Raw genomic sequence first — 15,976 nt, forward strand, 5'->3', positions numbered from 1 at the left:
GCGGGCAGAGAGACGAGGCGGCCCCGCGCGTCACCGCCAAGCGTGCGATCCATGAAGCCGCGGTCACCACTCCACAGAGAGCGGCGCCTCCATCCAGGGCTGCTTCACCCAGCTCACCCCCCAGGGAAACCGATCCAGCACCACGTCGTACGAGGCCCGCTCCACGCGGAGGAGCCAGGTGCCGTCGCGGGCAGAGAGCGCGCCCTTGCGCATCAAGAACGAGCCACGGAATCCGGCGATCGACATCTCCCCCAGGATCGGCGCGCTCGCGATCGCCGCCGTGAGCATGCGGACGCACTCCTCGGCCTCTGCCTCGGTGACCGGAGGACCGAAGTCGAAGACCTCGGTCATCGCCATGCCAGAGAGCACGCGGGCCAGGGGAAGCTGGTATTCGGCCGGCTCGAGATCCCCTGTGCAGAGGTGCTGGAGCAGGCCGGCCGCGCGATGGAGGGCGCGTCGATCCTTGAACTGCGTGTCGGCAAAGAGCCCCAGGCGCTCGAACAGGTGCCCGAGGAACGGCCAGAGCACCACCAGCCCGGCGTTGTCCACGTAGACCTCGTCGGCGTCGCTGTACGCTGGATCGAGGGACAGCTCTTGGTCCGCAGCCGCGGCCCCCGGATCGCTCGACGGATGCTCTCCCCGCGTCTCGCGGACCGGCCTCTCGACGACCGCGCCGGGACTCTGCCCGACCGTTCCCGGCGCGGCTGCGCCGGGACTCTGCATGACCGCCCCCAGCGCGCCCGGCCAGGCCGATGGACTCGGCCCCAGAGGCGCGTGCAGCCCCGAGAGGAGAGCCCCGAGGGACACGCCGGCCTGCAGCGCGATCCGGGCCAGCGCGTCGCGAAAGAAGCCCACCCGCCCGTCGCTCCGGCTCTCCTCGAGGCACGCAGTCCGCAGCGCGCCCGTCCAGACGCACGCCCGGAAGCCGTCCGGAGTGGCCCCGGCGACCGCCCGGTGCGCGCGCAGCAGGGCGACGAGCTCCACCGGCATCGAAGGGAGGTCGGATCGCGAGGACGCCGCGAGAGCGTCGAACAGCGCCCAGAGCTGCGCGTCGCGACAGTGGCGGACGATCCTCATCAGCGCGCCGCCTTCGCGCTCAAGCGCCCTGATCAACGCCACGAGCGGGCGCGCTGCGCGCTGTAGGAGCAGCCCCAGGGCCTCGTCCAGGAGCCGCGGCCGCGCGCTGTCTGCCCACCAGGGGAGCGCGCCGGTGCGGGCGAAGGACGCCACGAGCTCCAGCCGGGAGACCACCTCGGGATCTCCGCCCCGGAGCGCGGTCTCCTCGTCCGCCTCACGGAGCCGAGCGGCCAGCCCCTCGCGCAGCAGCGGACCGAGCTTGTCGACCAGATCGCGCTCCAGGTGGTCGGGGTCGATCCTCCCGAGATCCACCTCGACCAGCGCGACCCGCTGGAGGCGGTCTGGAGCGCCGAGCTCGGCGCAACACCGATCGATGATCCCTTCGAGGCGCCGGGCGTGGACGCGGCCCAGCTCGGCTTGCAGCCGCCACGCCGCCTCGTGATCCTGGACGGTCACCTCCAGGACCTGCCTGCGGACCCGATGCCGCGGCGCGGTCACGATTCCGTCGCCGCGGGCTCGGGGGCAGCGCCGAGATCGCTGGGCGAGCTCTCCTCGGCAGCAGGGGTGATCGGGACCGAGCGCCTGGCGACCCACCCGATCCCGGTGCGCGCCTTGATGGCCATCACGTCCACCGCGCCGCCGAGGGGCAGCGGCGCGATGTCCACCAGGGGATCGAGCGGGCGCGCGTGCGCCGGGTCCGAGGCCCCAGGCACCGGCGGATCGCGCGTGATCACGAGATCCATCTCGACCCGGAGCCCCCGGCGCGGAACCTTGTCTGCCGCTTCCGGCTCGGTCGCCGCGATGCCCTTGTTCATCGACGGGTCCCGCTCGTCGCGCCGGTGGAAATACGCCGGCAGGCCGAGCTCACCGGCCTCGTCGCTCGGGTAGAAGTGGTAGAAGACGCCGGGCTGGCCGCCCGAGACGAGCAGCGTGCCGCTCGCGCCGTCGGCGTTCGCCGCGATCTGCAGCACGAGCGGGGGCGCCGGCTCCGGCCTCACCAGGACGATCGCCGCCTGCTCGAGCTGCACCGCGGACTCGAGCGGCGCGCCGGCCGCCGCGTGGATCTTGCGCGCCTGCACCACGACGATGCTGTCGTCCAGGAGCGGCCCCACGCCGAGCTCGAGGACGCCGCCGTTGCCCGGCGCCGCGTCCCCGTGCTGCGCGGAGCCGGCCGGCGCCTGCCAGAGCGCGGGAGGCCGCGGGGTGTACACCTCGACGCCGGACGTGCCGGGGACGGCGATCACCCTCTCGGTGGGCCCCGCGCCGGGCACGAAATCCACCGTGGAGAGCGCGCGGACGTGGGCGCTGTAAAGCGCGCTCGGCTGGCTCGCGGCGATGGTGATGGTGGCGCTGCCCTGCGGCAGGACCGGTGATCCGACGGCCGACACCGCGAGATCCCGGTCGGCGCGGACCGCGATCGGCAGCTCCGTGGCGAGCACGGCGTGGAGCGGGGCGCGCCCTTCGCTCTCGTCGAACGTCCTCTGGACGTCGACGCGGATCACCGTGTCTTCGGTCACCCGGCTGGCCGTCAGCGTGATGGCGCCGTCCTTGTTCCCGCTCACGCGCCCGGGGGGCGTCATGGGGATCGGGCTCCCCGCGCCGTCGACCAGCCCATAGGTCGCGCCCGCCTGGCTGCCCGAGACGCTCACCACCACGCGGCTCCCGTGATCGACGAGGCGAGGCACCTCGGCGATCTCGGGCGTCGAGACAGGGAGATCCGTGGCCAGCCCGACCTTCACCGTCGCGGTCTGGAGCAGGAAGGTCTGGCGCGTCAGGGGATCGAGCTTTGTCGCGCGGATCCGGAAGGTCTTGTCCACCCTGTCGATGATCGGCCCCTTGAGGACGGCCTTCTCCCCGGCACCGTCCACGGAGCAGGCGGGCACCACCGCCGCGTCTCCGTCGAACAGCTCGTACCTGACGCCCGACTGGGCGGGATCGATGGTGATCTCGCAGGGGGCGCCGACGTTCACGGTGAGCTGCGCTTCCTGAACGTTCACGTCCCGGATCGGGGTGGTCTCTCCGAGCCCGAGGAGATCGATGAGCCGGTCCCGGGCGCAGCGCACGTCGATAGGTCTCGCGGTGGACATGGTTCTACGAGCTCCGCTCCTCCAGGTGTACGCCCAGCGTCGCGGCGAGGACCGCTCGCCGCTTCTGCAACCACTGCTCGTGAGCCGTCCGGAATGCCGCCCACGCGTCGGCCGCCATCCAGAGCACATACGGTGTCAGGTGCGCCGGCGTCTCCGCGCGGAGGGTGTTCTCGACGAGCTGCTTGAACGCTGGATCGCTGAATCGCCCCACCCCGTCGGGGAGGACGAACGTCAATCGCAGCGAGTAGGGGTCCTTCTCCCGCGCGGCCGAGAGCAGCGCGGGCGGCCTGTCGGTGGGCGCGTCCGTCGGCCCGGGGCGCTCCTGCGCCTCGTCGCCCGCCATCGGTCGGAGCAGGATGTGCTCGACGACGGTGATCTCCTCGCCGCCGGCGAGCCCGAGCGTGATGCGGAGCCGCTCCTCCAGCCCCGACAGGTTGGCGGGGCCAGCGGGCGCGAGGCCATCGAACCCCGTCCCCCGCGCGCTGCTGATCCGGGGGTATCGCTGCAGGAGGCGCTGCTTGCGCCGCACGCGCTCCGTCGGAGGGATCGGCGCGGAGGCCGCGTCGTGACCGGCGATCGGCTCCGCGAAGCGGGCGAGGAGGTGATTCAAGAAGCGGTTCTTCCGCTCCAGGGACGCGGCCTCGTCCGGGGTCTCCACGAGGTCGCCGAGCCGGGTCCGGTGCGCATCGTCGAGCGCGCGGATCTCCTCGAGCCGGAGGCCGGGCTGGTCCAGCGCCTGCGTGAAGTACGTCCGCGTGCCGCCGTCGTAGGAGAACAGATCCTTGACGTGGGCGAGCTGCGCGAAGGCGTTGGCGAGGAGCTGATCGAAGAACATCAGGTACGCCGCGAGCTGCCGCGCCTGCGCCTTGCGTGCGGGCGTCGCCGAGTCCGGTAGCCCCGCCTCTCCGACCCCGTAGAGCATCGGGAGGTGCTGCCGTATCGAGGTGTACGCGCCGACGTTCCGGTTGCGCCCCACGGGCACCGCGAGCGCGCCGTCGCCCGCGCCCCAGGGCGCGTCCGGCGCCCTCTCCGGCTTCGCCTGGGCGATCACCCGCCCGGCGCTCATCAGGGTGATGACGGATGCATCGAAGTTCATCTTCGGGACCCGATCCGGGTCGACCCGTAGGGACCACTCCTCCTTGGCGCCGCCCGTGGAGACGCGGATCCGGCTCACCGCCCGCACCGCCGCGATGTCCGTGATCGCGCGCATCAGATCGGAGGTGTGGATCACGGTCCTCCGCGTCGCGCTCGCCAGCACCTCGTCGGAGAGGAACCCGCGATCGAGCCGGGGCCCCTCGAACATCGCCTCGACGCTGGCGCCGGCGCCGAGCCGCTGCGAGAGCGTCGCGAAGCGGACGGGCGGCGCGATCTCGTCGGCGATCGCGCCGCCGATCTCGTTCAGCAGCGCCGCGGGGTCGTCCACCGGCGTGATCTCCACCGTGGCCTCGACCTGGATGAGCTGCGGCTCCAGCACCGTGATCTCGGCGAAGTCCTCGCACAGAGGGCGGTTCCGGTGGAGCCTCCGAGCGACCTCGGCCCTGACCTGGGTGCCCTGGCTGTGGTCCGACGCCTCGATGAGGACGCGGTGGAGGCCACGCAGGCGGACCGGCTCGGCGACGACGTCCTTGGGCGCGAGGCGGAGCTCCCGCCCCACGGGATGATAGTAAAGCTGGAGCGCGTCCGCCGTGGCCGGCTCGACCCAGGCGTTCTTGACGCCTTCCACGTCGAGGACGAGCCGGCGGAGGTCGGCTGCCGTCACCGGGTGCGAGGTGAGAATCTCCGCCGGCAGGTGGAGGCTCTGGTACGGATCGTCCCCGCCGTCGGCGAGCAGATCCGGGATCTCGTACCCGGCGCGGTAGCCGAGATCCGAGAGGGCATAACAGAGCTGCTCCAGGATGGTGATCCCTGGGTCGTGCGTGTTGAAGTCCGTCCATTGCCCGCCGGTCATCCGCTCGAGCTGGCGGATCCCCTCTTGGCGCAGAAGAGCGTAGTCCATCGGATGGCTCCAAGTGTCGCGCTCAGGTGGCGCGCGCGAGCTTCAGCGCCTCGACCTCGGCGGCGAGCTCCTTCACCGCCTCAATGAGCGGCGCCACGAGGCGCGCGTAATCGACGCCCTTCGTGCCCTCGTGGGTCGAGGACACCAGCTCGGGGAAGACAGCCTCCACGTCCTGCGCGATGAGCCCGATCTGCAAACCGGAGCCGATCTTCTCGTCGACCCAGCGGTAGTGCACCCCCTGGAGCCGGAGCACCCGCTCCAGTGAGGGGCCGAGCGGCACGATGTCGCGTTTCAGTCGGCGATCCGAGGATTGCTGGAAGCTGCTGCTAAAGATCGCGATGTAGCTGTCGTTGTTGAGGTCGCCGTGCTTGAGGTGGAACCCGTTATCGCGGGCCTCGATTCGGTAAAAGTACCTGCCGCGGTGATGGAACCTGATGCTGGGATAGACGGTCGGTACCACGACGTACGGGTCCTCTTGGTAGAGCTCGAGGAAGAGTTGCTTGCCGCCCGTGGTTTCGGTCGGCTCGCGCCGCAACTGCAGGTGGTTGGTCGAGCTCGAGACGGTGAGCCTATAGTCTCCAGTTTGAATCGTCCCAATCCCCACGTTGCCCCCGCGCCTCAGGGTGATGCCCTTGGCCGAGTCCCAGGCGCCGTTGCTATCGTCGCTCGTGATCTGCAGGAAGTCGCCTCCGGTAGCCGTCCGTGAGTGGAACATGAACTTCGCGTTGTTGGCGTCCAGCCCCAACACCAGATCGCCCACAATGTGATGCTTGCCTTTGGGTGTCGTCGTTCCGATCCCCACGTTGCCGTCCTTGATCACGAGCATCGCGGCGCCGTCCGTGCCGGGTTCGAACGCACCGTCGCTGTGCGCACCACCCTTGTAGAAGGCAAAATTCGAGGGACTGCGGAAGTATGTGGTGCTGTTCTGGACGCCGATCCCATGCACTTCGGCATAGAGGTTGAGCATCTGGCGATTGCCGGAACCGAAGCTCACGCGCGCCTTGCCGTCGGCGCCATCGACGAGGACGTTCCCCGCCACCCGGAGCTTGTTGCCGGCCGGATCGGCCGTGCCAATGCCCACGTTTCCGGTCGCGCCATCAATGAAGAGGCGGTTTTTGCCGTCACCGTCGCCGATGCCGAAGCCCTTCTTGCCGTCGGCTTGCAGGCTCAGCACCCAGGCGGGTTTGGTGTCCGTCGCGAAGCTCTCATAGAGGTGGATCGCCGGCTTGTCGCTGGCCGTCGCCGCCGCGATCTGCACCGGCTGATCGGCCGACTTGACGAGGCCGTCGTCCTTCTGGTTGAGCCCCGCGTCGATGAGGTCCCTGAAGTTGCCCTCCGTCGGCAGGGCGTTCTTGACGAAGTACGCCTTCAGCTCAGTACGGCTCTTCTTGTTGATTTCCATGGTATGCGATTGCCTTTCTCACCGAGCGGCCGGCACGTCGCCTCGGGCGCCTGAGCTTGATCCCAGGCTTTCAGTGGATGAAGAAATCGAGCTCGAGCTTCATGAAGTTGATGCCCGTCATGAGCGTCTCTTCGTACAGACCGTCGCGGAGGACGTCGATCTGGTGTTCCCGAGCCGCGGTGAGGACCGCGTCGGGCCTCGTCGTTCCGACGAAGGCGCCGCTCCCGTCGGCCGGGGGCGGCACCAGCTGAAAACGCTCTCCGTCGTCGCTGCGAAAGAGCTTGATGCCCGCGACGAAGTCCACATAAGGGCGGCGCTCGACGAAATCGACGATGCTGTTGGCGTAGATCCTCCCGCCGATGGCGAGGTCGGCGCCCTCGGCGTACGCCCAGGGGGCGAGGAATCGGTTGAGATCGTCGTTGAGCCGCTGGGTGTAGTAAGCGTCATCGCCGTCGGCCCGGAAGCGCACGCCGAGGCGGACACGGACGTCCACGTAGTGGGCGTTCACGACCGCGATCGAGGCGGCGGCGGGGGCCCGCACCGCGAGGTGCTCCCGGATGTCCGCGAGCAGGTTCGTGGGCGCCTTGGGCTTGTAAGGATCTGCCGGCAGCTTGTTCCGGACATCGGGGATGACGACCACCTTCACCGCCCCGGGCTCGTCGATCGTCGCCGGGACGCACTTGGCCCGGTAGATCGCCGGAAACCGATCGAGGACCAGCCGCTCGTAGTCCCACAAGGTGAGCGCGCGCTGCTTGTGGCGGAGGCGCTCGCTGACGCGCGTGGCCCAGGTGTCCGCGCCCTCCACCGTCCGGCCCCCGTAGGACGCGTAGGGCTGGCGCACGCCCGCGATCTCCGGGATCGCCGAGCTGAGCTTGGTGATGGTCCCGGCGGGGAGCGGCGCACCGAAGTGATCCGGCGCGTTGTCGTCGTCGACGAAGGTGGCCGTCACCGCCTGGGTGTGGACCGCGACGGTGTCGCAGAGGCTCCGTGGGTCCCGCTCCACGGCGGCGCGGATCCAGGTGAGATCGCCGCGCAGGCGGGTGCTGGGCTCCACCGGGTCGAGGGCGAGCTCGACGATGCCGGAGTTGGTGAGGCCGCGCGTCGAGTCCGAGAGCAGATGGTGCCCGAGGGGGATCCAGCGGTCGCCGCTCAGGTAGCTGAAGCGGACGGGCTGCGGCGGCAGATCCGGGTTGGCGCTGCCCTCCGCCATCTGGAAGAGGATGGAGACGGTCTGGGGCGGGGCGAGGTCGCGCAGGCCGAGGTAGAGCTCGCCGTCGTTCTCGTACCTGGGCAGGAAGGGAAGGCCGGCGCTCGATCGCGCTCTCTCCCCGTCACAGGCGCCGAAGGGATGAACGTGGAACACCCGATCCACGCCCGCGACGCGCGGCGCGCCGTCGAAGCGGAGCTCCAGCGAAGACGCATAGTCGAGCGTCAGGCTCTTCAGCTTCGGCGTGTATGGCGGGTTCACCTGGTACTGCGCGGCGTTGACCGTCGACGGGTTGCCGGCGACAGCAACCGACAGGGCGAGCGCCTTGCTCGAGGCCACCACGGGGTAGCTCCCGTGCTGGAAATCCGGGGCGTTCAGCTCCCATTGCAGGGTGCGCCCCGAGGCCGGCAGATCCCCGTCGCTCGAGCCCTCGACGAGCGCCCGGGGGTCGGCCGCCGCGGCCGCGGCCAGGGCGGTGGTGACGGCGATCGACGTCGGATCGGAGCTCTTCGCGCCGAAGAGCGGCGCCGCCTTGGCGAGCTCCGTCTCCCCGCGCCGATCGATCAAGCTGACCCTGGCGGTGAAGGCGAAGGGGGCCGACGGATAGTTGACGTAATGAGCCGCGAGGTCCGCCGGCGCCCCCATCCACTGGAGGCTCATGGCCAGGCTGTCGAGCTTCTTGCCGGCGACCTCGCGATGTCCGATGAGGAGGCGTGATCCGACGGCCGGCGCGCTGCCGAACGGCTCGAAGGGCTTCGTCGCGTCCAGGGTCGTCTCGTCGTTCTGGAGCTTGATCGCCTTGAGCCCTCGGGCCTCCACCTTGACGTGCGCGGACACCATCAGGAGGTCGCGGAGCTCCCGGTAGCGGACCACGTACTTCTGGTCTGCCCCGCTCCAGATCGGCCGGAGCATCAGCCGCAAGACGGGCCACGGGCTGTCCATCCCGGCGAGCCCCGCAGGCGGCGCCGCGATCGGGTCGACGCCGGGCGCGAGGGTCAACGTGAATCGAGCGCCGAGCGGGTCGCCCTCGGACGTCGTGCCGGTCAGATCCTTGTACGAACCGATCTGCACTCCGACGGAGGAGCACTCGATCCAGCCCTTGGCGGTGCTGAGCTGGAAGAGCAGCGGGAGCTCTCCGCCGTTGGGGAAGAGGTCCTCGAGCGGGACGCGCGCGGCGCTGAGCCCCAGGGTGAGGGTGATGACGCGCTCGCCTTCGCCGAGCACCAGCAGCGGAGAGCAGAGGGCCCAGCCGAGGACGGGCCGCGGAGCGGGGCCCGCGCTCGAGGAGGGCCGCGCCGCCCCGAAGGTGGCCCACGCGGGCGCGCCCCCCGCGGTGGCCGCCGGGCGGGTGGACACCGAGGTGGCGTCCTCCGCCGGGAACAGGTTGAACCACTCTTCCCGCTCCGCCGGCGGCTCGCCGAGCCGATTGCGCTCGGCGATCTCCAGGAGGACATCGATCTCCTCCCAGTCGCTCGCCGCCTCGGCCGCCCGGAGCTTGGCGAGATCCGGCTTGCCGAGGTAGGGCTCGAGGCGGTCCATCGCGGCGGGGTCCTCGTCCGGGCTCGGGGCCTCGCCCAGCACGTACCGGATCAGGTCCACGAGCCGCGCCGGCGGCGTGGCCTCGTGGAGCCGCCGGAGCTCGTCTCTGCGGTCCTTGCGGAGCTTCTCCCGGTGGGCCTCCTCGAGGATCGAAAAGACCTGGTTCCAGTCGTTCTGCGGCGTGTCGAGGACCTCGCCCATGGCGACGCCGAAGCGCTCCGCCGGGATGTAGAAGTACCCCTCGAGCGCGAGGACCTGTCCCCAGTACGCCTCGATGCCGTCCGTGCCGACAGCCGCCTTCGCGTTGTCGGCGAAGGCCGTGACGTCGGCCGGCGACAGCCGGTAGTCGGGGTCGTTGCGCCGCTTCTGCCCGGCGCTCTCGAGGATGCGGTTGATCTCGCCCCACGCGGCGTCGAACCGCCTCTTGAGCTGCATCATCCGCTCGAAGTCGGCGAGCGCGAAGCACAGCGTCCCCTCGATGAACGCCTGGACGTCGCCGCGCGCCCGGTGCTCGTAGAGGTCGTCCACGGTCCTCACCTGGGCGAGCGTGCCGTAGGCGAAAGGCCCCACGGCCTCCTGGAGGTTCGCCTCCAGGTCCCGCGAGCTCCGGGCGAGCGTGAACGGTGCGCCCCGCTTCTTCGCGCCCGCGCGCTCCAGCGCCGCGTAGATCTCGCCCCACTCGGAGGGCGTCTCCGCGCGCAGCTTCCGCCGGTTCATCAGGTCGCGCAGCGTGGGAGGCGACATGAAGAAGTCGCTGTCCGAGCGCCTCACGAGCTCGCGGAGGGCCGTCAGCTGGGCGAAGTCGACCGGCCGAGCCAAGCCGGGATAGGGCGGGAGCGGGTCTCCGATCGCGAGCGCGAACATCGCCTCGCACGCCCGCTGCTTGTCGTTCGCGTGGCGGATCGAGATCTCGCGGAGCCCCACGCGCCGTCGATCGATGAAGAGGGAGCTGATCGCTTCGATCTGCGTCCGGTTGACGACGAGATCCCGATCGGTCGCATAGATCCGGGCTCGTCCAAGGCTGTCCGGGCCCGCGTCGAGGCGCGTCCCAGCCGGCAGCAGGACCTGCCGGCCGCGGGAGGCGAGATCGACGATCAGGCTCACCCGATCCGGGACGGGCGGCCTCCGGGCCATCCGCAGGACCTGGCGATAGTAGAAGTCGAGGTGCCGTCCTGTCAGCGTGTTGAGCTCGGCCCGCGATTTCTCGAGGAGCTGCAGGAACGCGAGGAAGAGGACGAAATGCGGCCGGTAGAGCTCGGGCGCGGCCTCGGGGGTGAACTTCCCGGGATCCCGGAGGAACGCCGCGACGTCCTCGGGCCGGAGCTTCGCGCCGACGAACCCGCTCCAGTCGCCCTCCGGCTTACCGCCGGCGCCGTAGTACGTGAGCTCCTTGCCGTAGGCGCGCGCGAACGAAAGGAGCTCCGCGGACGTCCGCTCGTCCACCGAGACGTGGCCGGGATCGAGCGCGGCGAGCGCGCGCCCCGCCTGGCTCGTACCGTCGCGCTCCGCGCCCGCAGGCTCTCTCGACGTGCTCGACATGGATGGCTCTGCCTTTCAGGTTCCCTTGAAGATCTTGTTGGTCGTCTTGAACATGCCCTTGCCTGTGTACGTCGGGGTCGAATCCGGGATCGGCGGCCCTGGCCCCTTCGGCGGCTGCTTCGCCGGGTTCTGGACCTCGAACGTCGCGGTGAACGTGGTCCCTTTCAGGAGGACCGCCTTGTCGCCGGTCTTCGTCTTCTTCGCCTTCTGATCGCTCTCGAGGGCAGCGATCTTCAGCGTCCCCGTGCCCGGGATGGAGTACCCCGGCTTCACGTACGAGCAGTTGGCGACCGAGACCTCGCCCTCGTCGCCTTCGACGCAGATCTTCTTCCCGTTCAGCGTCGCCGGGCCGCTCCCCTTCAGCTTTCCGGGCCTGGGCAGGACGAGCGCGTCCCCGAAGCTGGGCAGGAAGATCGCCTTATCGCCCTCGATGAGGATGAGTCTCTCCATGCGCGCTCACCACCCCGGGAGGGTCGCCTCCGTGAGATAGAACGGGAAGACCATGTTGAAGCGCGAGTTCGTATCCCTGATGGTGTAGTTGACCCCGATGAGCACGCAGCCAGGCTGGGTGTCGCTCGCCGCGACATCGATCCGATCGACCTGGATCCGGGGCTCGTGCTCGAGGATCGCGTCCGTCAGGAGCCGCTCGATCGTGTTGATCAGGCCCTGATCCAGCTCCTCGAACACCAGGCTCGCGAGGTCGCAGCCGAACGTCTCCGCGAGGACCCGCTCGCCCGGCGAGGTCCCCACCAGGATCTGCAGGCTCTGCTGGATGTCTGCGGGGCCGGAGACCATCTCCACGTCAGCCCCGCCGCGGCTGAACGAGGGCGGGAAGGCCCAGCCTCGACCGAGGAAGGAGCTCTCAGGTCGCATCTGGCTCCTCCCGGGCGGGCTTGCCGCCGAGCTGCTGGCTCGCCTGCTGCTGCACCTTGGCGACCAGCGCGTAGACCCTGGCGAACGGGAGCAGCCCCACCCCCTCCAGGATCAGGTTCGCCTCGTCCACCGTCACCGAGAGATGGATTTCTCTCACTTCTTGTCCCGACTGGCTCATTGGATGTCGACCTTCTTGCCGCTGATCGTGACGTCGCCCTCGATCTTGAGATTGAGATGCTTAGTGCTCGTGATCTCGATCCCATCCTTACCCAGCGTGATCGAGCTCTGCGTGTTCGCGCCCTGATCCCCATTGCTCTTGATCTTGATGCCGTCCTTACCCATGGTGATCGAATTCTCGTGCTGGTCGGAGAGGACGATCGATTTTGCGCCGTCGTCGATGAGCAGCTTGTTCTTGTTGGCCGTCTCGATGGACACCGACGCCTTATCCTTGTCGGGGTCGAGGAGCTGTATCTTCGTCCCGAACTTGGTGACGATCCCGCTCTTGTCGTTCTTTTTGGTGGGCTTTCCCATCGTCTCCGGGGGCGCGTTCTTCGACCCGAAGAGGGCCCCCAGGATCACGGGGCGGCGCGGATCGTCGTTGAAGAAGCCCACCACCACCTCGTCCTTGGGCTCCGGCCGGAAGAAGCACCCGCGGGCCTTGCCTGCGCCGGGCGCGGCGAGCCGGGCCCAGACCGCCTTGTCCTGCTTCGCGTCGACCCCGGGGAGGATGACCTTGACCCGGAGCTCCTCGTCGGGATCGTCCTCGAAATCTGCGACGACGCCGATCTGCAGCCCGCTCACCGCGGGCAGGAGCCCGGCCGCCGGCGCCTCGCGGAGCTCCTCCTTGCGGGAGAGCTCCTCGGGCGAGAGCCCGAACTGCACGTCGGTGCGCCAGCCCGACGCGTCGACCCGGTGGCGAAACCCCGTCACCAGCGTCGTGCCGTTGAATCGCTTGCCGACCCCGGCGACCTCCATGACGTCGAGCGGCCTGATGCCGGCGAAGCCCGGCACCGCGATGCGCCCGCGGAGCAGCGCCATCCGGCTCCTCGCCATGCGGGCATCGGCCCAGGCCTGGAGCTCCTCCGCGGCGACGGGGACCGGGTGGGAGAGCGTGCAGGTGCCGTTGCCGACGGCGTCGCCGAGCTTGCCCCCGTCGAGGTTCCCCTGGGTGGCGCGGACGCTCTTCGCCTTGCTGGCCGCGGTGGGCTTCTGCTCCTTCACGTCCCACGCGACGCTCTCCACGGCGCGGTACTGGTGCTCGGCGTCAGCCTCGATCTCGAGGTCGAAGATCTCGGTGATGCCATGAGCGAAGCGGTGCCTGGGCGCGCCTTCGATGGCCATCTTCCGGAGCGAGATCTTGCCGTCCTCGACGACCACGAGGAGGCCGAGCGCGCCTGCCCGTGCGAGGATGAAGTCCCACGGCGTGGCGTGGTATTGCACCATCTCCGCGTGCTCCGGCCTGGTCTCGGCGATGGTGCCGACCTCGAGCTCCGCCGCCTCGATCAGCTGTTTCACGATCGCGCCGTCGGTCATCTTCCGGAAGACGGCGCTCCGCCGCGCGCCGGTCAGCCTGACCGCGGCGTCCTTGAGCCCGATCACGAGGACGGAGCCGTCGCCGCCCGCCTCCACCCCGTGCCGAACCACCACCCCCTTGAAGACGCACCGGTCCTCTTCCCCCTCGTACCGGAGCTTGATCTCGATCTTCGCCCCCGGCGCGAAGAAGCCCGTATCGCTGATGGCGAACGCCTGCTGCGCGGCGTCGCCGTCGAGCACGCGCAGCTCCGCTCGGGGGATGCGGTCGACCTCTCTCCGAATGTCGATGGAGAGGAGCTCGTAGGCCGGGTCCATCGGCTTGCCGTCGCTGAGGATGGTGGGAGTCACCGCGGGCATGGCGTCTACCCTTCCCCGGAGGTGCCGGCGCCCAGGTTGGCGAGCGGCGGAAAGAAGATCTCCTGGCCGGGGATCAGCCGCCTGAAGTCGTCCAGCCGGTTCCACCGCGCGACGTCCAGGTAGCGGGCGGACGAGCCGTAAATGTCCCTGGTCAGCAGCGGCAGCGTGTCCCCGCTGCGCACGATCCGGCTGTGGGTCAGATCCGGCGACGTCTTGCCCTCCTCCCTGGCGCGCGCCTTGGCGGCCTTGTCGGAGATCAGCGTCACCTCGATCTCTGCCCGGAGCGGGGTGCCGTCGCGCTCGAACGCGGTGTACTTGATGTCGACCGCGGAGAGGCGACAGGAGAAGATCAGCGATCCCCACTCCACGAGCAGATAATTGGGCTCGTGGATGACCCCGTTGTAACGGAAGGTGACGTCGAGGAACGTCTTGACGCGATCCTTCACGCTCTTCCGCGCCGGCGCGGCGATCCCCAGCGACTCCACGCCGGTGCCGTCGACCACCAGGGTGAGCGTGAGCTCGCTCGGCTTGCTCCGGCTGTACGAGAGCTGCGGCCCGCTGGAGCCCACCCCCTGCCTGGCCCCCCAGGCGATCGCGTAGCGCTGCGAGAACGACGCCGGGTTGAACATCGCCTCGAACGGCGCCCCGATCGGCTGCCGGCGTCCGACGTCCTTGAACGCCTTGATCTTGAGCTTCTCGAGCTTGAAGAGGTTCAGTCCCACGATCATCTCTCCTTCGACGCCCTGAGGACCCGGAGGACCTCCTTGACCGCCGCCTCGACGACGGCCTCCAGCCCGGCGGCGTCGGGCGCGGCCTCGCGCGCGCCCGGCGCCCCCTCCGGGGGCGCGACGACGGCGCGGATCACCAGCTCTTTGATCTCCACAGCCATGGTCACACCCTCATGATCTGCATCCGGGCGTAGGCGAGCTCGAGCGTGTCGACGAGCACGCCCGTCGATGCTGCGTCGAGGTCCGAGATCGCCCACCTGACCGGATAGGCCTTGAAGAAGAACCACGCCGACACGGGCACGTACGCGTCGTTGAAGAGGGTGACGACGACGTTCGAGGGGGCGAACTTGAAGAGCGACAGGGCGGCCTCGACCTCGAGGTGCAGCGGCGAGCCCACGATCAAGCCGCGCTCGAGGACGAGGTTGCCATACTCGACCCCATCGGGCAGCCGCTGGGTGTAGAGGTTCTGTCCGCCCTCCGCGAGCGGCGTCGTCTTCACCGTCGCCGAGAGCCCCTTCACCCGCTTGAACCGGATGTCGAGCGGGTTCGGCGCCACGCCGCCGACGAGGAAGAAGACGCCGAAGCGGAAGTCGACGACCAGCTCGCGCTGCGGGAGGAGAGCCGGGATGGGCGTGATCATGTGCTTGACCTCCAACCCCGGAGCCCGGGGCGTAGACCGAGGCGACTGCCGTCGTCGCGAACGTCAGAGCCTGACAACGGAGACCTCCCTGACCTGCAGATCGAGCGCGTCCACGACGACCTCGTTCGTGGCGGCGCTGAAGGTGGGCGCCTTGAGGCTGACGGGGATCGCGACGGCGACCCTCCAGGCGAGCACCGCCGCGCCGGTCGCGTCGCAGAGGCTGACCTCCATGCGCCGGCCGTCCCCCGCCTCAAGCCAGTCGAAGAGAAACAGCGGATCTGCCCCGAGGACGGCGCCGCGCTTGCAGGTGACGGGCGTGAAACGCCTGGAGTTGAACCTCATGAGCACGGGGCCCTCCCGGAAGCTCAGGCCGTGCTCGTACGTCACGTGCTCGCGCTCCACCGCGAGACCGGAGACCTCGGTGAAGCTCATCGAGGTCTCGCCCACCTTCACGCGGAAGTTGTACGCGGCGAGCGGGTAGCTCGTCCGCTGGTTGTCCGTCGACTGGGCCATCGCGCCGCTCTACGCCTCTTCGATCAGGATCGCGTCCGCCATCAGCTCCATGCTCTCGATGGCGGCCTCGTTGGACGTGGCCGTGAAGGTGGGCGCGTCGAGCCTCGTGGGGAAGGCGTTCTGCACCTTCCAGCTGATCACCGCGTCGCCCTTCTCGTCGCAGAGGCGGACGTAGATGTCCTTCTTCTCGACCTGGTTCACCTGGATCGCGCTGATCCAGGCGTAGAGCGTGGACACGCTCGCCTTCTTGACGATGCCCTTCTTCAGCGTGAGCGTCGGCGCGGTGCGCTGCGCCGGCATGTTCATCACCACCGGACCGGGCGCCGCCCCGCCGACGGGGCTCTCCTTGTAGGTCGTCGTCTCGCGCTTGATGCTGAGCCCGGAGACCTCCGAGAAGCCGACCGCGGCGCCCGCGATCTCGACTCGGTAGTTGTACGACGGGAGAGGATACGCGGTCACGATCTCGCTCTTGGTCAGTGCCATGG

Annotated in this window: 14 protein-coding genes; all 14 read right to left on the reverse strand. The window is 69.5% G+C overall.

The features are described from left to right. Positions 1-63: 63 nt before the first annotated feature. A complete protein-coding gene (locus WME83_RS26690) occupies positions 64-1,575 on the reverse strand; it encodes a contractile injection system tape measure protein (protein WP_437312513.1) in 1,512 nt (503 codons plus the stop codon). Next, a complete protein-coding gene (locus WME83_RS26695; protein ID WP_437312514.1) occupies positions 1,572-3,164 on the reverse strand; it encodes a hypothetical protein in 1,593 nt (530 codons plus the stop codon). The genes WME83_RS26690 and WME83_RS26695 overlap by 4 nt, the downstream gene beginning before the upstream one ends. 4 nt (positions 3,165-3,168) lie before the next feature. Beyond that, positions 3,169-5,160, reverse strand: coding sequence for a hypothetical protein (locus WME83_RS26700; protein ID WP_437312515.1), 1,992 nt, complete (start codon positions 5,158-5,160; stop codon positions 3,169-3,171). 22 nt (positions 5,161-5,182) lie between these two features. After that, positions 5,183-6,562 carry a tail fiber domain-containing protein gene (locus tag WME83_RS26705; RefSeq protein ID WP_437312516.1) on the reverse strand — a complete coding sequence of 460 codons (1,380 nt, stop codon included), beginning with the start codon at positions 6,560-6,562 and terminating at the stop codon, positions 5,183-5,185. A 70-nt stretch (positions 6,563-6,632) separates the two neighbouring features. Further along, a complete protein-coding gene (locus tag WME83_RS26710; protein WP_437312517.1) occupies positions 6,633-10,847 on the reverse strand; it encodes a baseplate J/gp47 family protein in 4,215 nt (1,404 codons plus the stop codon). 15 nt (positions 10,848-10,862) lie between these two features. Then, positions 10,863-11,297: a hypothetical protein gene (locus WME83_RS26715; protein ID WP_437312518.1), complete on the reverse strand. Its 435-nt coding sequence runs from the start codon at positions 11,295-11,297 to the stop codon at positions 10,863-10,865. Between the two features lie 6 nt (positions 11,298-11,303). Beyond that, the gene (locus WME83_RS26720) at positions 11,304-11,720 is read right to left on the reverse strand and encodes a GPW/gp25 family protein (RefSeq protein ID WP_020737288.1); all 417 of its coding nucleotides are present in this window, start codon (positions 11,718-11,720) and stop codon (positions 11,304-11,306) included. Next, on the reverse strand, positions 11,710-11,877 hold the full coding sequence (locus tag WME83_RS26725; RefSeq protein ID WP_437312519.1) for a hypothetical protein: 168 nt from the start codon (positions 11,875-11,877) through the stop codon (positions 11,710-11,712). Before WME83_RS26725 ends, WME83_RS26720 begins: the two co-directional genes overlap by 11 nt. Before the next feature lie 17 nt (positions 11,878-11,894). Beyond that, the gene (vgrG, locus tag WME83_RS26730) at positions 11,895-13,610 is read right to left on the reverse strand and encodes a type VI secretion system tip protein VgrG (protein WP_437312520.1); all 1,716 of its coding nucleotides are present in this window, start codon (positions 13,608-13,610) and stop codon (positions 11,895-11,897) included. Between the two features lie 5 nt (positions 13,611-13,615). Beyond that, positions 13,616-14,338: a CIS tube protein gene (locus WME83_RS26735; protein ID WP_437312521.1), complete on the reverse strand. Its 723-nt coding sequence runs from the start codon at positions 14,336-14,338 to the stop codon at positions 13,616-13,618. Next, complete coding sequence (locus WME83_RS26740) at positions 14,335-14,499, reverse strand: DUF5908 family protein (protein ID WP_437312522.1); 165 nt, start codon at positions 14,497-14,499, stop codon at positions 14,335-14,337. The genes WME83_RS26735 and WME83_RS26740 overlap by 4 nt, the downstream gene beginning before the upstream one ends. A gap of 2 nt (positions 14,500-14,501) precedes the next feature. Next, a complete protein-coding gene (locus tag WME83_RS26745; protein ID WP_437312523.1) occupies positions 14,502-14,978 on the reverse strand; it encodes a phage tail protein in 477 nt (158 codons plus the stop codon). Between the two features lie 63 nt (positions 14,979-15,041). Beyond that, positions 15,042-15,491 carry a phage tail protein gene (locus tag WME83_RS26750; RefSeq protein ID WP_437312524.1) on the reverse strand — a complete coding sequence of 150 codons (450 nt, stop codon included), beginning with the start codon at positions 15,489-15,491 and terminating at the stop codon, positions 15,042-15,044. Positions 15,492-15,500: 9 nt separating this feature from the next. Beyond that, the gene (locus WME83_RS26755; RefSeq protein ID WP_437312525.1) at positions 15,501-15,974 is read right to left on the reverse strand and encodes a phage tail protein; all 474 of its coding nucleotides are present in this window, start codon (positions 15,972-15,974) and stop codon (positions 15,501-15,503) included. Between the last annotated feature and the right edge of the window lie 2 nt (positions 15,975-15,976).

This window comes from Sorangium sp. So ce385 (genome assembly GCF_051474135.1).
GTDB lineage: Bacteria > Myxococcota_A > Polyangia > Polyangiales > Polyangiaceae > Sorangium > Sorangium cellulosum_D.

Bases quoted from the DNA above. Each gene is read 5' to 3' on its own strand.
- WME83_RS26715 (WP_437312518.1), bottom strand. From the start codon at position 11,297: ATGGAGAGACTCATCCTCATCGAGGGCGATAAGGCGATCTTCCTGCCC.
- WME83_RS26695 (WP_437312514.1), bottom strand. From the start codon at position 3,164: ATGTCCACCGCGAGACCTATCGACGTGCGCTGCGCCCGGGACCGGCTC.
- WME83_RS26705 (WP_437312516.1), bottom strand. From the start codon at position 6,562: ATGGAAATCAACAAGAAGAGCCGTACTGAGCTGAAGGCGTACTTCGTC.
- WME83_RS26740 (WP_437312522.1), bottom strand. From the start codon at position 14,499: ATGGCTGTGGAGATCAAAGAGCTGGTGATCCGCGCCGTCGTCGCGCCC.
- WME83_RS26755 (WP_437312525.1), bottom strand. From the start codon at position 15,974: ATGGCACTGACCAAGAGCGAGATCGTGACCGCGTATCCTCTCCCGTCG.
- WME83_RS26735 (WP_437312521.1), bottom strand. From the start codon at position 14,338: ATGATCGTGGGACTGAACCTCTTCAAGCTCGAGAAGCTCAAGATCAAG.
- vgrG (WP_437312520.1), bottom strand. From the start codon at position 13,610: ATGCCCGCGGTGACTCCCACCATCCTCAGCGACGGCAAGCCGATGGAC.
- WME83_RS26720 (WP_020737288.1), bottom strand. From the start codon at position 11,720: ATGCGACCTGAGAGCTCCTTCCTCGGTCGAGGCTGGGCCTTCCCGCCC.
- WME83_RS26745 (WP_437312523.1), bottom strand. From the start codon at position 14,978: ATGATCACGCCCATCCCGGCTCTCCTCCCGCAGCGCGAGCTGGTCGTC.
- WME83_RS26700 (WP_437312515.1), bottom strand. From the start codon at position 5,160: ATGGACTACGCTCTTCTGCGCCAAGAGGGGATCCGCCAGCTCGAGCGG.
- WME83_RS26750 (WP_437312524.1), bottom strand. From the start codon at position 15,491: ATGGCCCAGTCGACGGACAACCAGCGGACGAGCTACCCGCTCGCCGCG.
- WME83_RS26710 (WP_437312517.1), bottom strand. From the start codon at position 10,847: ATGTCGAGCACGTCGAGAGAGCCTGCGGGCGCGGAGCGCGACGGTACG.